We start from the raw sequence: 18,705 nt of genomic DNA on the forward strand, positions 1-18,705 counted from the left end.
AGATAAGGCAAAGTGACGGCGTTTTGATATGCATCGTCATTCCCGTCTTATGGACACAGCAGCGAGCGCAGCCCGGCCGCTTTGTTGTCAATCTCCTGCCACTCCTGCTGCGCATCGGAGCCGCTGACGATCCCCGCCCCGGCATACAGTCGCAGAGTGTCGTTGTCCACTTTCGCCGAACGCAGCGCCACGCAAAACTCGCTTTGCGCCAGCGACAGATACCCGGCGGAGCCGGCGTACCATTCACGGGAAAAAGGTTCATGGCGCTGAATGAATGCCAGCGCCGCCTGCCGCGGCAGGCCGGCCACCGCGGCGGTGGGCTGGAGCTGCAGCAGACAGCGGCTGTCGTCAGGCTCCGCCAGCTCGGTCCAGATGCAGCGTCGGAGATGCTGCACCTTGCGCAGCCTCACCACCTGCGGCGGCAGAACGTCCAGCGTCGAGGCCTCACTTTGCAGGCGCTGGCAGATATCCTCCACCACCAGCATGTTTTCCCGCTGATTTTTGTCGTCTTTCATCAACCAGTCGGCCAGCTGCTGCGCCTTCGCGTCATCCTGATGATTAGCGACGGTGCCCGCCAGCGCTTCGGTGCGCAGCAGCGCGCCGCGCCGGCGCCACAGCCGCTCCGGCGTGGAGCCGAAAAACGCCTGCCGGGCACTGAACGCCATCAGGAAATGAAAACAGTTAAGATTGCGGCTGCGGCTGGCGGCCATGATGCTCACGGCATCCAGCGGGGCGGCAAACTGCAGGTCGGTTGCCCGCGCCAGCACCACTTTATCCATGTCGCCGGCGGCGATGGCCTGCGTCGCCTGGTCTATCATTGCCTGCCACTGGGGATAATCGGAGGAGTGGCGCTCGCTCAGCAGCGGCGGCACGCCGCCAGGGGTCGCCTGGGCGGTGGTCAGACTGGCGAGAAAATCACCCGCCGTCACGGCATCGTCGCGCAGGGAGAGGTCGCTGTGCAGCACCAGCCGCATCACGGCCCTGCCGCCGCACCGACGCCACTCCAGACGCGGCAGCACCAGCCGGCCCTGCTGCGGGGCAAACGCATTCAGGCCGCAGATGCGCAGATCATGCCGCCCGGCCTGGTGTAAAAAGCGGTTTGCGGCGTCGAGCGAGGGAAAGCTTTTTACCGCCCCCAGCGCCGCCAGCTCCTCGTCGCCATTGCGCTGCTGCCAGTAGAACTGCGGCCACTGCGGCTGCTGGCCGCACCATAGCAGCGGATCGAAGGCATCATTCAGCGGAAAGGCAATATCGATAATTCGCGTGCCGGGTGAGTCAGGAAAGGGCTCACTCAGGCCGTCACGTAAACGGGCCAGCGCAGTGGAAACAGACAGCACGCAAACCTCCACGGTAGTAAAACCCCACATTATAAGGGGTTCAACGGCGGAATAGCAGTACCCATGACGAGGGAGCGGGTTTTAACTCCCCCGCTCGCCGGCCCGGAACAAGGTTGGGACGCGAGTGTTCAGGGGTCAGAGAGCGCGGCTTTCCCGCGCCATGCCGATGTGCGGAATGCCATCCTCATCATAGACCTCAGTCACTGGCGTAAAACCGAAGTGGGCGTAAAAGGCTTGCAGATGCGCCTGCGCCCCGAGGTAAATCGCCTTTTGCGGCCAGTGCCGCTGACAGCTGGCCAGCGCCTGCGCCATCAGCTGATGGCCGAGCTTTTCACCGCGCGCGGCGGGGCTGACGATAACCCGGCCAATCACCACCGGATCGTACGTCTCTTCGCTTTTAAGGATCCGCGCATAGGCCACCAGTTCGCCATCGCGCCAGCCGAGCAGATGGCGATTTTCCCCGACCAAATCATCGCCGTCGACATCCTGATAGGCGCACTGCTGCTCCACGACAAAGACTTCGCTGCGCAGCTTCAGCAGCGCATACAGCTGGGCAACGGTCAGTTCACTATGATGGAGATCCTGCCAGGTCATCATCTGCTGCTCCTTATTGATATACTGATACTTTGCGACTCGCCCTGAGGACACTGGACGATGGAATTAACTTTTTTGGGGACATCCGCCGGGGTGCCGACCCGCACGCGTAATATGACGTCGATATTACTCAATTTGCAACAGCCAACCCGCGCCGAAATGTGGTTGTTTGACTGCGGCGAAGGGACCCAGCATCAATTTCTGCATACGCCCCATCATCCAGGCAAACTGAATAAGATCTTTATTACCCATCTGCACGGCGACCATCTGTTCGGCCTGCCCGGCCTGCTGTGCAGCCGCTCGATGCAGGGGAATTCGCTGCCGCTGACGGTCTACGGACCAAAAGGAATAAAGGAATTCATTGACACCGCGCTGCGCCTCAGCGGTTCGTGGACCGATTACCCCCTGACCATCGTCGAAGTCGGCCCCGGTCTGGTGTTCGACGAAGAGGGCTATCGGGTCACCGCGTTCCCGCTCAGCCATCCGGTGGAGTGCTACGGGTATCGCATTGAGCAGCATGACAAGCCCGGCGCCCTCGACGCCGCCCAGCTGATTGCCGACGGCGTGCCCCCCGGACCGCTGTTTCACCGGCTTAAGCGCGGTGAACAGGTCACGCTGGCGGATGGCCGGACGATCGACGGCAGCCGCTACCTGGGACCCGCTACGCCGGGTAAAACGCTGGCCATCTTCGGCGATACCGCCCCCTGCCCGCAGGCGCTGGAAATGGCGCGCGGGGCGGATGTGATGGTGCACGAAACCACGCTGGAGCAGGCGATGGTGGAGAAAGCCAATAGCCGCGGCCACTCTTCCAGTCAGCAGACCGCAGCGCTTGCCAAAGAAGCGGGGGTCGGCACGCTAATCGCCACCCACTTTAGCTCACGCTACGATGCCGAAGGCTGCCTGCGGATGCTGGCGGAATGCCGGGAGATTTTCCCGGACACCCTGCTGGCGGAAGACTTTATGGTCTACAGGGTGGCGTAACATTCCGGGCATAAAAAAACCGCCATTCCGGCGGTTTTTTTATTGAGGCAATCAACTTACATCAGCGGCGTCGCCAGCTGCACGATGCTAATCAGCGGCTGCGGCCAGATACCGAGCACCAGCACCAGCAGGGCAGAGATCAGCACCACGATACCGCCCGCGCTGTACTGCCAGTTCGACGGCGCATCACGGTTCAGCTGCTCCGGCGCGCTCAGGTACAAACTCACCGCCACGCGCAGGTAGTAGTAGAGACCGATCGCCGAGCCGACAACCACCGCGGCAACCAGCCACCACAGATGGGCGTGAACACCGACGGCCAGCACGTAGAACTTACCGATAAAGCCGAGCGTCATTGGGATACCGGCCAGGGAGAGCATCATCACCGTCATCACCGCCGACAGGATCGGACGGTGCCAGAACAGACCGCGGTAGGAGAACAGCGAGTCCGCGTCCGGGCCACGGTATGGGCTGGACATCAGGCTGACCACGCCGAACGCGCCGAGGCTGCTGAACAGGTAGCCGGCCAGGTAGACGCCAACGGCTTCCATCGACATTTCGCCGCTTTGCAGGGCGATCAGCGCCACCAGCAGATAGCCGAGGTGGGAGATAGAAGAGTAACCGAGCAGACGTTTGATATTGGTCTGGCTCAGCGCCATCAGGTTACCGAAGATGATAGAGGCGAAGGCGATCAGCCCCAGCACCACGCGCACCGCTTCGCTGTTGCCCACCGGCATGTACAGGAACAGACGCATCACCACGCCGAAGATAGCAATCTTGCTGGCGGTCGCCAGGAAGGTGGAGACCGGCGCAGGCGCCCCCTGGTAAACGTCCGGCGTCCACAGGTGGAACGGCACCAGCGACAGCTTAAAGCCAAGACCGACGATCATCAGGCCGAGCCCTGCCAGCAGCAGCGGCTCGTGCAGGGTGTTGTCCGCCAGGCTCTTGCCCAGCGCAAGGAAGGACAGGTTGCCGGAGTTCGCATACACCAGCGCCATACCGAACAGCAGGAAAGAGGAGGCTGCCGCGGAGAGGATGGTGTATTTGATGCTCGCTTCCAGCGAACGCTTCTGGCGGAAGGCGTAGCCGACCAGGCCGAACAGCGGCAAGGAGATCAACTCGATGCCGAGGAACAGCGCCGCCAGATGATTCGCACCGGCCAGCAGAATGCCGCCCAGGGCGGCAATCAACACCAGCAGGTAGAACTCTTCTTTGTTGTCCTTGTAACCCTCAAGCCACGGGTAGGCGAAAGTACAGGTCGCGAGGCTCGCCAGCAGCACCAGCCCGGTATAGAGCATAGCGTAGCCGTCAACGCGGATCAGCGGCGTGACGTCCATCGCCCCGTTCTGGCCGACGAACCAGAGCGAGACCAGCGCGGCGTTAAGCCCGAGAACCGACAGCGTGGCATTGAGAAAATGATTGCGTCGCCACGCAATGGAGAGCATCACAACCACCACCGTCAAGCCGACGATCAGCAGCGGTAGCAGTGCGATCAGTTGTTGTGGAGTTATTGTCATGGCGAATTACGGCCTTGTAGTAGAAACAGAATTAACAAACCACTGCTGAATGTTGCTCATCGCAGCATGCGAGGTGTCGAGGATCGGCTGCGGGAAGAAGCCCAACAGCACCAGCAGCACCACCAGCAGCAGGATGATAGACAGTTCACGCAGGGACATCCCCGGCAGCGCTTTCGCCGCGATTTCGCTTTTCGCTTTACCGAAATAAGCGCGATGCAGCATCGACAGCGAGTAAACGGACGCGAATACCAGACCAAAGGTCGAGATCACGGTGATCACCGGCACCACTTTATAGCTGCCGAACAGGATCATAAATTCGCCGACGAAGTTACCCGTGCCCGGCATCCCCAGGGTGGCGACGGCGAAGAACATCGACATCGCCGGCAGCCATTTGATTTTGCTCCACAGACCGCCCATCTGACGCATGTCACGGGTATGCAGACGTTCGTACAGCTGGCCGCAGAGAATAAACAGACCCGCCGCGGAGAGACCGTGAGCAATCATCTGGATCACCGCCCCCTGATACGCCAGCTGGCTGCCGGTGTAGATAGCAATCAGCACGAAGCCCATGTGGGACACGGAGGTGTAGGCGATAAGACGTTTGATATCCGTCTGCGCAAAGGCCATCCACGCGCCGTAGAAGATCCCGATCACGCCCAGCCACATCGCGATGGGCGCAAACTCGGCGGAGGCGTTCGGGAACAGCGGCAGCGCAAAGCGCAGCAGACCGTAGGCCGCGGTTTTCAGCAGGATCCCCGCGAGGTCGACGGAACCGGCGGTCGGCGCCTGGGAGTGGGCGTCCGGCAGCCAGCCGTGCAGCGGCACCACCGGCATTTTCACCGCGAAGGCGATGAAGAAGCCGAGCATCAGCAGGTATTCCACGCCGTGGGACATCGGGGTTTTCAACAGCTCTTCATAGTTGAAAGTCCACACGCCGGTGGCGTTGAAGTGGACGAATGCCAGCGCCAGAATGGCGATCAGCATCACCAGGCCGCTCGCCTGGGTGTAGATGAAGAACTTGGTGGCCGCCGTGATACGCGTTTTACCGTCAGAGGCTTTGTGGCCCCACAGCGCGATCAGGAAGTACATCGGCACCAACATCATTTCCCAGAAGAAGAAGAACAGGAACATGTCGATGGCGAGGAACACGCCGATGACGCCGCCCAGGATCCACATCAGGTTGAGGTGGAAGAATCCCTGGTATTTTTCGATTTCGCGCCAGGAACAGAGCACCGCCAGCACGCCGAGCAGGCCGGTCAGCACCACCATCAGCAGCGACAGGCCGTCGATCGCCAGATGAATGCTAATGCCGAAGCGTGGGATCCACGGCAGCACGAACTCAGACTGCCACTGCGGAATACCCGCGGATTGCGTCAGAGAATAGCCGCCCTGCATCCACAGCTGCAGGCCAAGCGCCAGCGTCAGTCCCATAGTAATCAGCGCGATCCAGCGCGGCACTTTCACGCCAAAGCGTTCGGTCTGCCAGCACAGGAAGCCGCCGATAAAGGGGATTAATATCAACCAAGGCAATAACATGGTGATTTTTATTCCTTATTTAAGTCCGGTTCAGGCTATCTTACTCGTCATAGCGAACTCCGGCTGTGCTCACAATCCTCACGTACTTTAATACGCTCCGGTTGCTCCGCGCAGGCGGCGTCCACGTTGACTTCGCCGATAATGCCTGTCCTTTACGACCTGATTTTCAACGAATTCTCACAGAAAATTCACTTCGGTTTGAGGCTTGTTTTGTCGGGTGGCGCTAACGCTTACCCGACCTACGGTCCCGTAGGCCCGGCAAGCAGCGCGCCGCCGGGCAACACAATGGTTCTCAAACTCAACGCAATACCATCAGCAGCGCCAGCACCACCACCGCGCCGATGCTCATTGACGCCACATACCAGCGCAGATAGCCGTTTTCGCTCACCAGCAGGCCTTTACCTGCGAAGCGGGAGAGGATCGCCGGGATGTTCATCAATGCGTTCAGCGGATCGCTCTTCAGCAGCCAGGCAATGCCGAGGAATGGCTTAACGAAGACTTTGTCGTATAACCAGTCGAAGCCCCAGGCATGGAACCACCAGGTACCGAAGAAGCGGCCAGGCGCGCTGTTGGCGATAGAGGTCACCAGGGTGCGTTTGCCCAGCCACAGCCATGCGGCGATCAGGATGCCGGCAATGGCGATGATCCCGGAGGCAATCTCCAGCGTCATCACGTTGCCGTGCGCCAGTTCAGTGGTCTGCGGCAGGACGCCTTCCAGCGGCGGCACGATCAGCGCGCCAACGAAGGTGGACAGCACCAGCAGCACAATCAGCGGCAGATGATGGGTGATCCCCTTCCCTGCGTGCGCGTGAATTTGCTCTTTACCGTGGAACACGATGAAAATCATGCGGAAGGTGTACAGCGAGGTCATAAAGGCGCCGACCAGGCCCGCCACCATCAGGTTGATATGGCCGTTGGCCATCGCCCCCGCCAGAATCTCATCCTTACTGAAGAAGCCTGCGGTAATGAGCGGCAGAGCGGACAGCGCCGCGCCCCCCACCAGGAAGCAGACGTACACCAGCGGAATAGATTTGCGCAGGCCGCCCATCTTGAAGATGTTCTGTTCGTGATGGCAGGCGAGAATCACCGAACCCGACGACAGGAACAGCAGCGCTTTAAAGAACGCGTGGGTCATCAGATGGAAAATCGCCGCATCCCATGCCTGCACGCCCAGCGCGAGGAACATGTAGCCAATCTGGCTCATGGTGGAGTAAGCGAGAACGCGTTTGATGTCGGTCTGCACCAGCGCGGCGAAGCCCGCCAGCACCAGCGTTACCGCCCCGACGATCCCGACCAGATGCAGCACTTCCGGCGTCATCAGGAACAGACCGTGGGTACGGGCGATCAGGTAGACGCCCGCGGTAACCATGGTGGCGGCGTGGATCAGCGCGGAGACTGGCGTCGGACCCGCCATCGCATCGGCAAGCCACGTTTGCAGCGGCAGCTGGGCGGATTTACCGACCGCGCCGCCGAGCAGCATCAGCGTCGCCCACTGCAGCGTGATGCTGCCGTTAGCGAAGTGCTGCGGCGCCAGCTCAACCATTTCGCGGAAGTTGAGGGTACCCAGTTCGTTATAAAGAATGAACAGCGCGAAGGCGAGGAACACGTCGCCGACGCGGGTCACCACAAACGCTTTCATCGCTGCGGCGCCGTTCTTCGGATCGGTGTAGTAGAAACCGATCAGCAGGTAAGAGCAGAGACCCACCCCTTCCCAACCCAGGTACATCAGCAGCAGGTTATCGGCCAGTACCAGGACCACCATGCTGGCGATAAACAGGTTGGTGTAGGCGAAGAAGCGGGAATAGCCCTCTTCACCGCGCATATACCAGGAGGCGAACATATGGATCAGGAAGCCGACGCCGGTCACCACGGAGAGCATGGTCAGCGACAGGCCGTCCAGCACCAGGTTGAAGCCGATGTTGAAATCCCCAACCGACATCCAGGTCCACAGCGGCACGCTGACCGCCTGTTTGCCGTTAGCGAAAAAGTCAACGCCGACGTAGGCGGTGACCAGCGCCGCCAGGCCTACCGAGCCCATGCCAACGGTGGCGGAAAGGTTTTCCGACCAGCGCCCGCGGGAAAAGGCCAGCAGCACAAAGCCAATCAATGGCAAAAGAATGGTTAAGGCAAGCATGTTCATCCACGCAACTCACTTACTGAATCGATGTTCAGGTTCTGGCGGCGACGATGGAGCTGCAGCAGCAGCGCCAGACCGATACTCGCTTCCGCAGCCGCGAGGCTGATAGCGAGGATATACATAATCTGACCATCAGTCTGGCCCCAGTAGCTGCCCGCCACCACAAAGGCCAGCGCGGCGGCGTTAATCATGATTTCCAGGCTGATCAACATAAACAGCAGATTGCGGCGGATCACCAGCCCCGTCAGACCAAGCACAAACAGGATGGCCGCGAGGATCAGTCCATGTGTTAAGGGGATCATGCGTGTTCCTCCGTTTTTCTTTTGTCGCTGTCGTTCACACGGTTGCTCAGCACCTCGCCGGCGCGCTCTTCGCGGCCGATATGGAAGGCGACCACCAGGCCCGCCAGCAGCAGCATGGAGGCCAGCTCCACCGCCAGGACGTACGGCCCAAACAGCGCAATACCCACTTCTTTGGCGTTGATCGCCGCGCCGTCGATACCCTGGTCGTTAATCCCCAGGATGGCGTAAACGATAACCACCAGCAGCACCGCGGAGAGGATGGCCGGGCCAATCCAGATCCCCGGCTGCAGCCATTTGCGTTCCTGTTCGATTTCGCTGCCGCCCAGGTTGAGCATCATCACCACGAAGACGAACAGCACCATAATGGCCCCGGCGTAGACGATAATCTCCAGCGCCCCGGCGAAGTAAGCGCCCAGCGAGAAGAACACCCCGGCAATCGCTAACAGCGAAATGATCAGGTACAGCAGCGCATGCACCGGATTGGTGTGGGTGACGACCCGCAAGGTTGCGAGGATGGCGATCAGGCCACAGATATAAAAAGCGAATTCCATTGCCCTCTCCTTACGGTAACAGGCTCTTGACGTCGATCGGCTTAGCTTCGTTTTCCGCTTCGCCCTTATCTTTGCCGTCGATTGCCATACCCGCCATCCGGTAGAAGTTATATTCCGGGTATTTGCCCGGACCGGAAATCAGCAGATCCTCTTTTTCGTACACCAGATCCTGACGCTTGTATTCACCCAGCTCAAAGTCCGGGGTCAACTGGATCGCCGTGGTCGGGCACGCTTCTTCGCACAGACCGCAGAAGATGCAGCGTGAGAAGTTGATGCGGAAGAACTCAGGGTACCAGCGGCCGTCTACCGTCTCTGCTTTCTGCAGAGAAATACAGCCCACCGGGCAGGCTACCGCACACAGGTTACAGGCGACGCAGCGCTCTGCACCGTCCGGATCGCGCGTCAGCACAATCCTGCCGCGATAGCGCGGCGGCAGATAGACCGGCTCTTCCGGGTACATCCTGGTTTCACGTTTGGCGAAGGCATGCAGGCCAATCATCCAGATACTGCGGACCTGGGTGCCGAACCCCACCAATAATTCTTTTAAGGTCATGTTCAATTCACCCCTTATTGCGCCTGCCAGAGAATGACAGCCGCCGTTACCAACAAGTTGACCAGCGTTAACGGCAGGCATACCTTCCAGCCAAAGGACATTACCTGGTCATAGCGCGGACGCGGTAATGATGCGCGGATCAAAATGAACATCATCATGAAGAACGCGGTTTTCAGCGCGAACCAGATGAAAGGAGGTAACCACGGGCCATTCCAGCCGCCGAAGAACAGCGTGACGATCAGCGCTGAAACGGTGACGATACCGATGTATTCACCGACGAAGAACAGACCGAACTTCATGCCGGAATATTCAATGTGGTAACCATCGGCCAGCTCCTGCTCCGCTTCCGGCTGGTCGAACGGGTGACGGTGACACACCGCCACGCCGGCGATGGCGAACGTCACGAAGCCGAAGAACTGCGGAATAACGTTCCACAGATGCGCCTGGTTGTTGACGATATCGGTCATGTTGAATGACCCCGCCTGCGCCACCACGCCCATCAGGGAGAGGCCGAGGAACACTTCGTAGCTCAGGGTCTGCGCGGAAGCACGCATCGCCCCCAGCAGGGAGTATTTGTTGTTGCTCGACCAACCGGCGAACAGCACCGCGTATACCGCCAGGCCTGCCATCATCAGGAAGAACAGGATCCCGATGTTCAGATCGGCCACCACCCACGTCGGGCTGACCGGCACAATGGCGAAGGCCAGCAGCAGCGAAGTAAAGGCGATCACCGGCGCCAGAGTAAAGATCACGCGATCCGAGAAGCGCGGAACCCAGTCCTCTTTAAAGAACATTTTGATCATGTCGGCGACCAGCTGCAGCGAACCGCCCCAGCCCACCCGGTTTGGCCCGTAGCGGTTCTGGAACAGACCGAGCAGACGACGCTCGCCGAAGCTCATGAACGCGCCGCAGGTGACCACCACCAGCAGAATGACCACGGCCTTCAGGATGCTTAACAGAATGTCGATAAGATCCGGCGTTAACCAGCTCATGCTTTCGCCTCCTGCAGTGAATCAATACGCGATCCGGTCAGTACCGGCGCAATGCCCGGCATGCCCATCGGTAAGCCAACCTGTCCTGCGGTCAGACCTTCAGAGATAACCAGCGGCAGACGCAGGGTCTGGCCTTCCACGCTAAAGGAGAGCATCGTCCCGGCGTTGACGCCAAGCTTCGCGGCATCCGCCGGGTTCAGCTTGATGTACGGCTCAGGCATCCGGCTCTGGAACACCGGCGCGCGCTGTGACAGCTCATCGCTGCCAAACAGGTGGTAGTACGGCGCGATACGCCATTTCCCGTCTTCCGCCTGGAAGCTGGCCGGCACCGCCGTGAAGTATTCCAGCCCGCTGGCGGACGCTTCAAACAGACGGACGCCCGGATCGCCGTGGCGCAGTTTCCCGCCCACTTCATCCTGGAACTTGTTCCATGCCTGCGGGGAGTTCCAGCCCGGCGCCCAGGCGAACGGGATCTGCGAACGCGGGGCGGACGGCTGGTTGTTCCCTTCCATGGAGAAGGCGAACATGGTGTCTTTATCCTGCGGCTGACGCGGTTCGTGGACGCTGATGTTGGCGCGCATCGCTGTGCGGCCGCTGTAGCGGTGCGGTTCACGCGCCAGCTTCTGCCCGCGAATGCGGAAGGTCGCATCCGGCGCGGCGTCTTTAATGCCCGCCAGCTGCGGCAGGGCGGCAATCGCGGCATCGATGACGTGGTCCAGCTGCGTCCAGTCAACCTGACGGTTGTTAACGGTGCTGTGCAGGGAATGCAGCCAGCGCCAGCTTTCCAGCATGACGGTTTTCGCGTCGTAGTAGGCCGGGTCGTAGACCTGGAAGAAGCGCTGAGCGCGGCCTTCGTTGTTGACCACGGTACCGTCGCTTTCCGCAAAGCTTGCCGCGGAGAGCACCAGGTGCGCTTTGTCCATAATCGCCGTGCGCTGATGGTCAACCACCATCACCAGCGGCGCTTTGGAGAGCGCTGCGTCGACGCGGGCGGCGGAAGCATGACGGTGAAGGTCGTTTTCCAGCACGATAACCGCGTCTGCGGCGCCGCTTTCCAGTTCGTCCAGCGCCTCTTCAAGCGAGCCGCCGCCGATCATACCCAGACCGACGCTGTTCACCGCGCGGGCAACCATCGTCACGCCGACGTCGGCGCCGCGGCCTTTCAGGGCTTTCGCCACGTTAGCGGCGGCCTGGATGATCTCCATGCTGCCGGCGTTGGTTCCGGAAATAATCAGTGGTTTTTTCGCCCCGGCCAGCGCCTGGACGATGACATCGACTTTACCCTGCAGTTCGCGGCTCAGGCCGTCAACCGCCGGCGCGCTGTCGTCCAGCGCATGGGCGATGGCGAAGCCGAGACGCGCCTGATCTTCCACCGGCGCGCGGTAGGTCCACGCGGCGATGTCATCCAGGCGGGTGTCATCGATGTTGGTGACGAATAGCGGGTGTTTGGCACGCTGGCCGATGTTGAGGATCGCCGCAATCTGCCAGTCGGCCACTTTCTGCGCCGCCGCCATTTCGCGTGCTTTCCCTTTCACCGCCTGACGCACCGCCAGCGCGACGCGCGCGCCGGTCTGGGTAATGTCTTCGCCCAGCACCAGTACCGCGTCGTAGGATTCGATATCGCGCAGGCTTGGGGTGTGGATCCCACCTTCGCGCAGCACTTTCAGCATCATCTGCAGGCGCGCTTGTTCGCCTTTGGCGATGCCGGTATAGAAGTTGTCGGCGCCCACCAGCTCGCGCAGCGCGAAGTTGCTTTCAATGCTGGCGCGCGGGGAGCCGATGCCGATCACTTTCTTCGACTGGCGCAGAATATCCGCCGCGCCCTGCATCGCCTGCTCGGCGTTGAGGGTAATCAGATCGTCGCCGCGGCGCTGAACCGGCTGACGCGGACGGTCTTTCAGGTTCACGTAGCCATAGCCGAAACGACCGCGGTCGCAGAGGAAGTAGCGGTTAACGGTCCCGTTATAACGGTTTTCGATACGACGCAGTTCGCCATAGCGTTCGCCCGGACTGATGTTACAGCCGATGGAACACTGCTGGCAGATGCTCGGCGCAAACTGCATGTCCCATTTACGGTTATAGCGCTCGGAGTGGGTTTTATCGGTGAAGACGCCGGTCGGGCAGACTTCCACCAGGTTGCCGGAGAATTCACTATCCAGGGTGCCATCTTCCGGGCGGCCGAAGTAGACGTTGTCGTGGGCGCCATAGACGCCCAGATCGGTGCCGTCGGCATAATCTTTGTAGTAGCGCACGCAGCGGTAGCAGGCGATGCAGCGGTTCATTTCATGAGAAATAAACGGCCCCAGATCCTGATTGCGGTGGGTACGCTTGGTAAAACGATAGCGGCGGAAGCTATGGCCGGTCATCACCGTCATATCCTGCAGGTGGCAGTTGCCGCCCTCTTCGCAGACCGGGCAGTCGTGCGGGTGGTTGGTCATCAGCCACTCCACCACGCTTTCGCGGAACTGCTTCGCTTCGCCATCGTCGATAGAAATAAAGGTGCCGTCGGATGCCGGAGTCATACAGGACATCACCAGGCGACCACGCGTGTCTTCCGCGTTCTGATATTGCTTCACCGCACACTGGCGGCAAGCACCGACGCTCCCTAGCGCCGGGTGCCAGCAAAAGTAGGGAATATCAAGACCCAGAGAGAGACAAGCCTCCAGCAGGTTGTCCGCTCCGTTGACCTCGTATTCTTTGCCGTCTACATGAATCGTAGCCATTAGCGTGCTTCCAAAAATAAAAAAACCTTTAGATTACCAGCGCGTCTTAAGCAGGTTCGGCTGAATCCCGTTGATTGCATGGGTATTGCTGAACTGCTGCTTAATGCCAGCCTCGAATTCTTCGCGGAAATATTTAATCGCGCTCTGCAGCGGCTCAACCGCGCCCGGCGCGTGCGCGCAGAAGGTTTTACCCGGGCCCAGGAATCGACACAGTTGCTCAAGGGTTTCGATATCGCCAGGCTGGCCTTCGCCGCGCTCCAGGGCGCGCAGGATCTTCACGCTCCACGGCAGCCCATCGCGGCACGGCGTACACCAGCCGCAGGACTCGCGGGCGAAGAACTCTTCGAGGTTGCGCACCAGCGAGACCATGTTGATCTCGTGGTCAACGGCCATCGCCAGCGAGGTGCCCAGACGGCTGCCCGCTTTACCAATGCTTTCGAACTCCATCGGCAGATCGAGGTGCGCTTCGGTGAGGAAGTCGGTCCCTGCCCCACCCGGCTGCCAGGCTTTAAACTTCAGGCCATCGCGCATGCCGCCGGCGTAATCTTCCAGGATCTCGCGGGCAGTGGTGCCGAACGGCAGCTCCCAGACGCCCGGGTTCTTCACGCGGCCGGAGAAGCCCATCAGCTTGGTGCCGGCATCTTTACTGGTGGAGATGTTCTGGTACCACTCAACGCCGTTGGCCAAAATCGCCGGCACGTTGCACAGGGTTTCCACGTTGTTGACGCAGGTCGGCTTACCCCACACGCCGGAGCTCGCCGGGAACGGCGGCTTGGAGCGCGGGTTAGCGCGGCGACCTTCCAGGGAGTTAATCAGCGCCGTCTCTTCGCCGCAGATATAGCGCCCTGCCCCGGTGTGGACAAACAGCTCGAAGTCAAAACCGGTGCCGAGGATGTTTTTCCCCAGCAGGCCCGCCTCGGTGGCTTCGGCAATCGCGCGGCGCAGATGCTGGGCCGCTTCGATATACTCTCCGCGCAGGAAGATGTAGCCGCGGTAGGCCTTCAGCGCAAACGCGGAGATCAGCATGCCTTCCACCAGCAGGTGCGGCAGTTGCTCCATCAGCAGGCGGTCTTTATAGGTGCCCGGCTCCATTTCATCGGCGTTACACAGCAGGTAACGGATATTCATGGACTCGTCTTTCGGCATCAGGCTCCACTTCAGACCGGTGGAGAAGCCCGCGCCGCCGCGCCCTTTCAGGCCAGCGTCTTTTACCGCCGTGACGATCTCATCCGGCGCCATGCCGGTCAGCGCTTTTCGCGCCCCTTCATAGCCATTTTTGCTGCGATACTCGTCCAGCCAGACCGGCTGCTTATCGTCGCGCAGACGCCAGGTGAGCGGATGCGTTTCCGCAGTACGAATTACGGTTTTCATTTGTACTGCTCCAGCAGGTCAGGAATTGCCTCCGGCGTCAGATGGCTGTGAGTGTCCTCATCAATCATCATGGTCGGTCCCTTGTCGCAGTTGCCCAGGCAGCAGGTCGGCAGCAGGGTAAAGCGGCCATCAAAGGTGGTCTGCCCTGGCTTGATGTTCAGCTTCTTCTCGATGGCGGCCTGAATTCCCTGATAGCCGGTAATGTGGCACACCACGCTGTCGCAGTAGCGGATCACGTGACGGCCAACCGGCTGGCGGAAAATCTGGCTGTAGAACGTCGCCACGCCTTCGACGTCGCTGGCCGGGATGCCCAGCACATCGGCAATGGCGTAGATCGCGCCATCCGGCACCCAGCCGCGCTGTTTCTGAACGATTTTCAGCGCTTCGATGGACGCCGCACGCGGGTCTTCGTAGTGGTGCTTCTCGTGCTCAATAGCCTCACGCTCTGCCGCACTCAGCTCAAAAGCCTCGGTTTGTGGTTGTTGATTCTCGTGCATAATTAGCGGTCCACGTCTGACATAACAAAATCGATACTACCCAGATAGACGATCAGGTCGGATACCAGGCTGCCGCGGATCGCCGACGGGATCTGCTGCAGGTGCGCAAAGCTCGGCGTGCGGACGCGGGTACGGTAGCTCATGGTGCTGCCGTCGCTGGTCAGGTAGTAACTGTTAATCCCCTTGGTCGCCTCAATCATCTGGAAGGATTCGTTGGCCGGCATGACCGGGCCCCACGATACCTGCAGGAAGTGGGTGATCAGGGTTTCGATATGCTGCAGCGTGCGCTCTTTCGGCGGCGGCGTGGTCAGCGGGTGATCCGCTTTGAACGGCCCTTCCGGCATATTGTCGAGGCACTGCTGAAGAATGCGCAGGCTCTGGCGCAGCTCTTCGACTTTCAGCATCACGCGGGTGTAGCAGTCAGAGACGCCGCCCCCGGTCGGGACTTCGAAGTCGAAGTTTTCATAGCCAGAATAAGGACGCCATTTACGCACGTCGAAGCCGATACCGGTGGCGCGCAGGCCTGCGCCGGTGGTGCCCCACTCCAGCGCCTCTTTAGCGGTATAGGCTGCCACGCCGACGGAACGGCCCTTCAGAATGGTGTTGCGCAGGGCGGCTTTTTCATAGGAGTCCAGACGCTTCGGCATCCACTCGAGGAACTCACGCAGCAGACGATCCCAGCCGCGCGGCAGATCGTGCGCGACGCCGCCGATGCGGAACCACGCCGGGTGCATACGGAAACCGGTGATCGCTTCCACCAGATCGTAGATTTTCTGCCGATCGGTAAAGGCGAAGAAGACCGGGGTCATCGCGCCGACGTCCTGAATAAAGGTAGAGATATACAGCAGGTGGCTGTTGATGCGGAACAGTTCGGAGAGCATTACGCGGATCACGTTGACGCGATCCGGCACGGTGATCCCGGCCAGTTTTTCCACGGCCAGCACGTACGGCATCTCGTTGACGCAACCGCCAAGGTATTCGATACGGTCGGTGTACGGGATGTAGCTGTGCCAGGACTGGCGCTCGCCCATCTTCTCGGCGCCGCGGTGGTGGTAACCGATGTCCGGCACGCAGTCGACGATCTCTTCGCCATCCAGCTGCAGAATAATGCGGAACGCACCGTGCGCGGAGGGGTGGTTCGGACCGAGGTTGAGGAACATGAAGTCCTCGTTGTCGGTGCCGCGCTTCATGCCCCACTCTTCCGGTTTGAAAGTCAGCGCTTCCATCTCCAGATCCTGCTTGGCTTTGGTCAGCTCAAACGGATCGAATTCGGTGGCGCGCGCCGGGTAGTCTTTACGCAGCGGATGGCCTTCCCAGGTCGGCGGCATCATGATGCGACGCAGGTTCGGGTGGCCATCGAAGGTAATACCAAACATTTCCCAGGTTTCACGCTCATACCAGTTGGCGTTGGGGAACAGTTTGGTGAAGGTCGGCAGATGCAGATCGTTTTCAGACAGCGCCACCTTGAGCATGATGTCGCGGTTGCGGTCGATGGAAATCAGGTGATAGAAAACGGAAAAATCCGCGGCGGGCAGGCCATCGCGGTGCGTGCGCAGACGTTCGTCCATGCCGTGCAGGTCAAACAGCATCACGTAAGGCTTCGGCAATTTCTTCAGGAAATCACCCACCTCAAGCAGCTGCTCGCGCTTGACCCATACCACCGGTACGCCGGTACGGGTTGGCTGAACGGTAAAGGCATCCGGCCCAAAGCGGTTGCGCAGTTCGCCGATCACCGGGTCATCAAGGTGATCGCGGGTTTGCCAGGCTGGTGCGGCGTCATGCGCGGTTAAATCGGTCATATTGTTCACCATTGCAAAAGGTCCGTGGTGACTGCCGGGCGAGACTTCGCGCTGTTGTAGATTGATTTGCGAAGTGGTTCTCCCGCCCGCAGGCGCAAATTAAATCTCGTCCGGCGTCCGCAGATTGGTCACTGCAATACGTTCGCCGCGTTTACGCTCGCGTTCCGACTGCATATTGGCGCGATAGACGCCCTGATCGCCAACCACCCATGAGAGCGGACGACGTTCTTTACCAATGGACTCCTGCAGCAGCATCAGCGCCTGCATATAGGCCTCCGGACGCGGCGGGCAGCCCGGGATGTACACATCGACCGGAATAAACTTATCCACGCCCTGGACGACGGAATAGATGTCGTACATGCCGCCGGAGTTCGCGCAGGCGCCCATGGAGATCACCCACTTCGGCTCCAGCATCTGATCATAGAGACGCTGAATAACCGGCGCCATTTTGGTGAAGCAGGTTCCGGCGACCACCATCAGGTCCGCCTGACGCGGAGAGGCGCGCAGAACTTCGGCCCCAAAGCGCGCAACGTCATGCACCGCAGTGAATGACGTCACCATTTCCACATAACAGCAAGAAAGGCCGAAGTTATACGGCCAAATTGAGTTCTTACGGCCCCAGTTCACCATGTCATGCAGCGCGTGTTCGAGTTTCCCCATATACACGCTTTTGTTGACTTCCTGCTCCAGGGGGTCGGTAACGATCTCCTGTTTCTGCAGGGGGTAACGGTCGTTCTCACCGTTAGGATCTATGCGGGTGAGCGTATAATCCATCTTATTGCCTCGCTTTTACTGCATATGACGGTTAGTGGGACTGTCTGTTTCCGGGTTAACCAGCGTGCGACGGGAACGCGCAGGCGTCCAGTCCAGTGCGCCGATGCGAACGAGATAAACCAGACCAGCCAGTAGCACTAAAATGAAAATTGCGGCTTCCACAAAGCCGACCCAGCCGCTCTCGCGGATGGAGGTCGACCATGCGTAGAGATACAGGGCTTCCACGTCGAAGATCACGAAGAACATGGCAACCAGATAAAACTTCGCAGAAAGACGTAAGCGGGCCGAACCAACGGAGTCGATCCCCGATTCAAACGGCGTGTTTTTACTACGCGCGCGCGCGCGACCGCCAAGGTACCAGCCGCCGACGAGCATCAGGCAGCACAGACCGATAGCGATGATGAGAAATATAGCGAATGCCCAGTGATGAGCGATGACTTCAGTGGATGTTGACATACGCATTGCTTAACCAAAAAAGTGTAGCGCCAAAACCCTCTGCTCTTACTGGCAGATGAACGCCACAGCGTTTCACGGGAGGAATAAAAAATAACCGTGCAAAAAAGCGTCCCTGGAAGATGTGAGAAGCCCAGATGCCGTGGCTTTTTACCCCTTTCTTTAACCTTTTGTCAACTTTAACAAAAGTTTTCATAACATTAATTTACATTGGAATCTTTTCATTAACATTAAATGCCCTTTTATGCGAAATAACCTTGCATACTGTTCGGTTTTAGTGTTGTTGAATCGTGTCCGTTTCCGTCGTAAATCAAAAATCCCTGCTATTTTGACAGGATTTAGCCTCGATTCCTCCCCCCAAAGAGGGGTATTTTCTTGATCTGCGACACGGTTTTGTTAATTACCCCAGGAAATCGGCAACAATCCATCCGGTTTTTTAACATTAGCAGGAAGTGTTGAAAGTGCAGGAAAAAGTCGGCAAGCTGAGCGTCCGGTCACGCCAATGTGCTGATTTTTCTGCAAAGAAATAAAAAAAAGATTCAAAACATCAATAAGAGTGCAAAAAAAAGAGCCACCAGACGAGAAACCTAC

16 protein-coding genes are annotated in these 18,705 nt (G+C 59.4%); 1 reads left to right on the forward strand and 15 read right to left on the reverse strand.

Translation table 11 applies throughout. The features are described from left to right. Positions 1-47: 47 nt before the first annotated feature. Together menF and QLG03_RS09115 are read right to left on the reverse strand one after the other, a co-directional pair. Positions 48-1,337: an isochorismate synthase MenF gene (gene menF, locus QLG03_RS09110; protein ID WP_255989000.1), complete on the reverse strand. Its 1,290-nt coding sequence runs from the start codon at positions 1,335-1,337 to the stop codon at positions 48-50. Positions 1,338-1,472: 135 nt separating this feature from the next. Next, complete coding sequence (locus QLG03_RS09115; RefSeq protein WP_048336241.1) at positions 1,473-1,934, reverse strand: GNAT family N-acetyltransferase; 462 nt, start codon at positions 1,932-1,934, stop codon at positions 1,473-1,475. 57 nt (positions 1,935-1,991) lie between these two features. Between QLG03_RS09115 and rnz the strand changes: the two genes are divergently transcribed. Then, positions 1,992-2,912, forward strand: a complete 921-nt coding sequence (rnz, locus tag QLG03_RS09120) for a ribonuclease Z (RefSeq protein WP_255988998.1) — start codon at positions 1,992-1,994, stop codon at positions 2,910-2,912. Between the two features lie 56 nt (positions 2,913-2,968). On the opposite strand, the gene nuoN is transcribed toward rnz, so the two are convergent. The 13 genes from nuoN to nuoA form a co-directional block, all read right to left on the reverse strand. After that, positions 2,969-4,426, reverse strand: a complete 1,458-nt coding sequence (gene nuoN / locus QLG03_RS09125) for an NADH-quinone oxidoreductase subunit NuoN (protein WP_004201737.1) — start codon at positions 4,424-4,426, stop codon at positions 2,969-2,971. A gap of 6 nt (positions 4,427-4,432) precedes the next feature. Further along, positions 4,433-5,962, reverse strand: coding sequence for an NADH-quinone oxidoreductase subunit M (gene nuoM / locus QLG03_RS09130; protein ID WP_048297929.1), 1,530 nt, complete (start codon positions 5,960-5,962; stop codon positions 4,433-4,435). Between the two features lie 298 nt (positions 5,963-6,260). After that, positions 6,261-8,102 carry an NADH-quinone oxidoreductase subunit L gene (gene nuoL, locus QLG03_RS09135; RefSeq protein ID WP_282473619.1) on the reverse strand — a complete coding sequence of 614 codons (1,842 nt, stop codon included), beginning with the start codon at positions 8,100-8,102 and terminating at the stop codon, positions 6,261-6,263. Beyond that, positions 8,099-8,401 carry an NADH-quinone oxidoreductase subunit NuoK gene (nuoK, locus tag QLG03_RS09140; RefSeq protein ID WP_004865088.1) on the reverse strand — a complete coding sequence of 101 codons (303 nt, stop codon included), beginning with the start codon at positions 8,399-8,401 and terminating at the stop codon, positions 8,099-8,101. The genes nuoL and nuoK overlap by 4 nt, the downstream gene beginning before the upstream one ends. Beyond that, entirely contained in the window at positions 8,398-8,952 is a 555-nt protein-coding gene (gene nuoJ / locus QLG03_RS09145) for an NADH-quinone oxidoreductase subunit J (protein ID WP_004201743.1), read from the reverse strand. The genes nuoK and nuoJ overlap by 4 nt, the downstream gene beginning before the upstream one ends. Before the next feature lie 10 nt (positions 8,953-8,962). Continuing rightward, on the reverse strand, positions 8,963-9,505 hold the full coding sequence (gene nuoI, locus QLG03_RS09150; protein WP_002913152.1) for an NADH-quinone oxidoreductase subunit NuoI: 543 nt from the start codon (positions 9,503-9,505) through the stop codon (positions 8,963-8,965). A gap of 14 nt (positions 9,506-9,519) precedes the next feature. Continuing rightward, positions 9,520-10,497 carry an NADH-quinone oxidoreductase subunit NuoH gene (gene nuoH, locus QLG03_RS09155; RefSeq protein ID WP_023290510.1) on the reverse strand — a complete coding sequence of 326 codons (978 nt, stop codon included), beginning with the start codon at positions 10,495-10,497 and terminating at the stop codon, positions 9,520-9,522. Continuing rightward, positions 10,494-13,220, reverse strand: coding sequence for an NADH-quinone oxidoreductase subunit NuoG (gene nuoG / locus QLG03_RS09160; protein WP_255988994.1), 2,727 nt, complete (start codon positions 13,218-13,220; stop codon positions 10,494-10,496). Before nuoG ends, nuoH begins: the two co-directional genes overlap by 4 nt. Positions 13,221-13,253: 33 nt before the next feature. Then, positions 13,254-14,591: an NADH-quinone oxidoreductase subunit NuoF gene (nuoF, locus tag QLG03_RS09165; RefSeq protein WP_002913158.1), complete on the reverse strand. Its 1,338-nt coding sequence runs from the start codon at positions 14,589-14,591 to the stop codon at positions 13,254-13,256. Then, positions 14,588-15,088: an NADH-quinone oxidoreductase subunit NuoE gene (gene nuoE, locus QLG03_RS09170; RefSeq protein WP_002913160.1), complete on the reverse strand. Its 501-nt coding sequence runs from the start codon at positions 15,086-15,088 to the stop codon at positions 14,588-14,590. The genes nuoF and nuoE overlap by 4 nt, the downstream gene beginning before the upstream one ends. Positions 15,089-15,090: 2 nt before the next feature. Next, on the reverse strand, positions 15,091-16,899 hold the full coding sequence (gene nuoC / locus QLG03_RS09175) for an NADH-quinone oxidoreductase subunit C/D (protein WP_004201746.1): 1,809 nt from the start codon (positions 16,897-16,899) through the stop codon (positions 15,091-15,093). Between the two features lie 87 nt (positions 16,900-16,986). Continuing rightward, the gene (gene nuoB / locus QLG03_RS09180; RefSeq protein WP_002913178.1) at positions 16,987-17,661 is read right to left on the reverse strand and encodes an NADH-quinone oxidoreductase subunit NuoB; all 675 of its coding nucleotides are present in this window, start codon (positions 17,659-17,661) and stop codon (positions 16,987-16,989) included. 15 nt (positions 17,662-17,676) lie between these two features. After that, a complete protein-coding gene (gene nuoA, locus QLG03_RS09185; protein WP_002913181.1) occupies positions 17,677-18,123 on the reverse strand; it encodes an NADH-quinone oxidoreductase subunit NuoA in 447 nt (148 codons plus the stop codon). Positions 18,124-18,705: the final 582 nt, after the last annotated feature.

The sequence above is a fragment of the Klebsiella sp. V115_8 genome (genome assembly GCF_029967715.1).
Lineage (GTDB): Bacteria > Pseudomonadota > Gammaproteobacteria > Enterobacterales > Enterobacteriaceae > Klebsiella > Klebsiella quasipneumoniae.

Coding starts and splice junctions, on each gene's coding strand:
- QLG03_RS09115 (WP_048336241.1), bottom strand. CDS start 1,934: ATGATGACCTGGCAGGATCTCCATCATAGTGAACTGACCGTTGCCCAG.
- rnz (WP_255988998.1), top strand. CDS start 1,992: ATGGAATTAACTTTTTTGGGGACATCCGCCGGGGTGCCGACCCGCACG.
- nuoN (WP_004201737.1), bottom strand. CDS start 4,426: ATGACAATAACTCCACAACAACTGATCGCACTGCTACCGCTGCTGATC.
- nuoM (WP_048297929.1), bottom strand. CDS start 5,962: ATGTTATTGCCTTGGTTGATATTAATCCCCTTTATCGGCGGCTTCCTG.
- nuoL (WP_282473619.1), bottom strand. CDS start 8,102: ATGAACATGCTTGCCTTAACCATTCTTTTGCCATTGATTGGCTTTGTG.
- nuoK (WP_004865088.1), bottom strand. CDS start 8,401: ATGATCCCCTTAACACATGGACTGATCCTCGCGGCCATCCTGTTTGTG.
- nuoJ (WP_004201743.1), bottom strand. CDS start 8,952: ATGGAATTCGCTTTTTATATCTGTGGCCTGATCGCCATCCTCGCAACC.
- nuoI (WP_002913152.1), bottom strand. CDS start 9,505: ATGACCTTAAAAGAATTATTGGTGGGGTTCGGCACCCAGGTCCGCAGT.
- nuoH (WP_023290510.1), bottom strand. CDS start 10,497: ATGAGCTGGTTAACGCCGGATCTTATCGACATTCTGTTAAGCATCCTG.
- nuoG (WP_255988994.1), bottom strand. CDS start 13,220: ATGGCTACGATTCATGTAGACGGCAAAGAATACGAGGTCAACGGAGCG.
- nuoF (WP_002913158.1), bottom strand. CDS start 14,591: ATGAAAACCGTAATTCGTACTGCGGAAACGCATCCGCTCACCTGGCGT.
- nuoE (WP_002913160.1), bottom strand. CDS start 15,088: ATGCACGAGAATCAACAACCACAAACCGAGGCTTTTGAGCTGAGTGCG.
- nuoC (WP_004201746.1), bottom strand. CDS start 16,899: ATGGTGAACAATATGACCGATTTAACCGCGCATGACGCCGCACCAGCC.
- nuoB (WP_002913178.1), bottom strand. CDS start 17,661: ATGGATTATACGCTCACCCGCATAGATCCTAACGGTGAGAACGACCGT.
- nuoA (WP_002913181.1), bottom strand. CDS start 18,123: ATGCGTATGTCAACATCCACTGAAGTCATCGCTCATCACTGGGCATTC.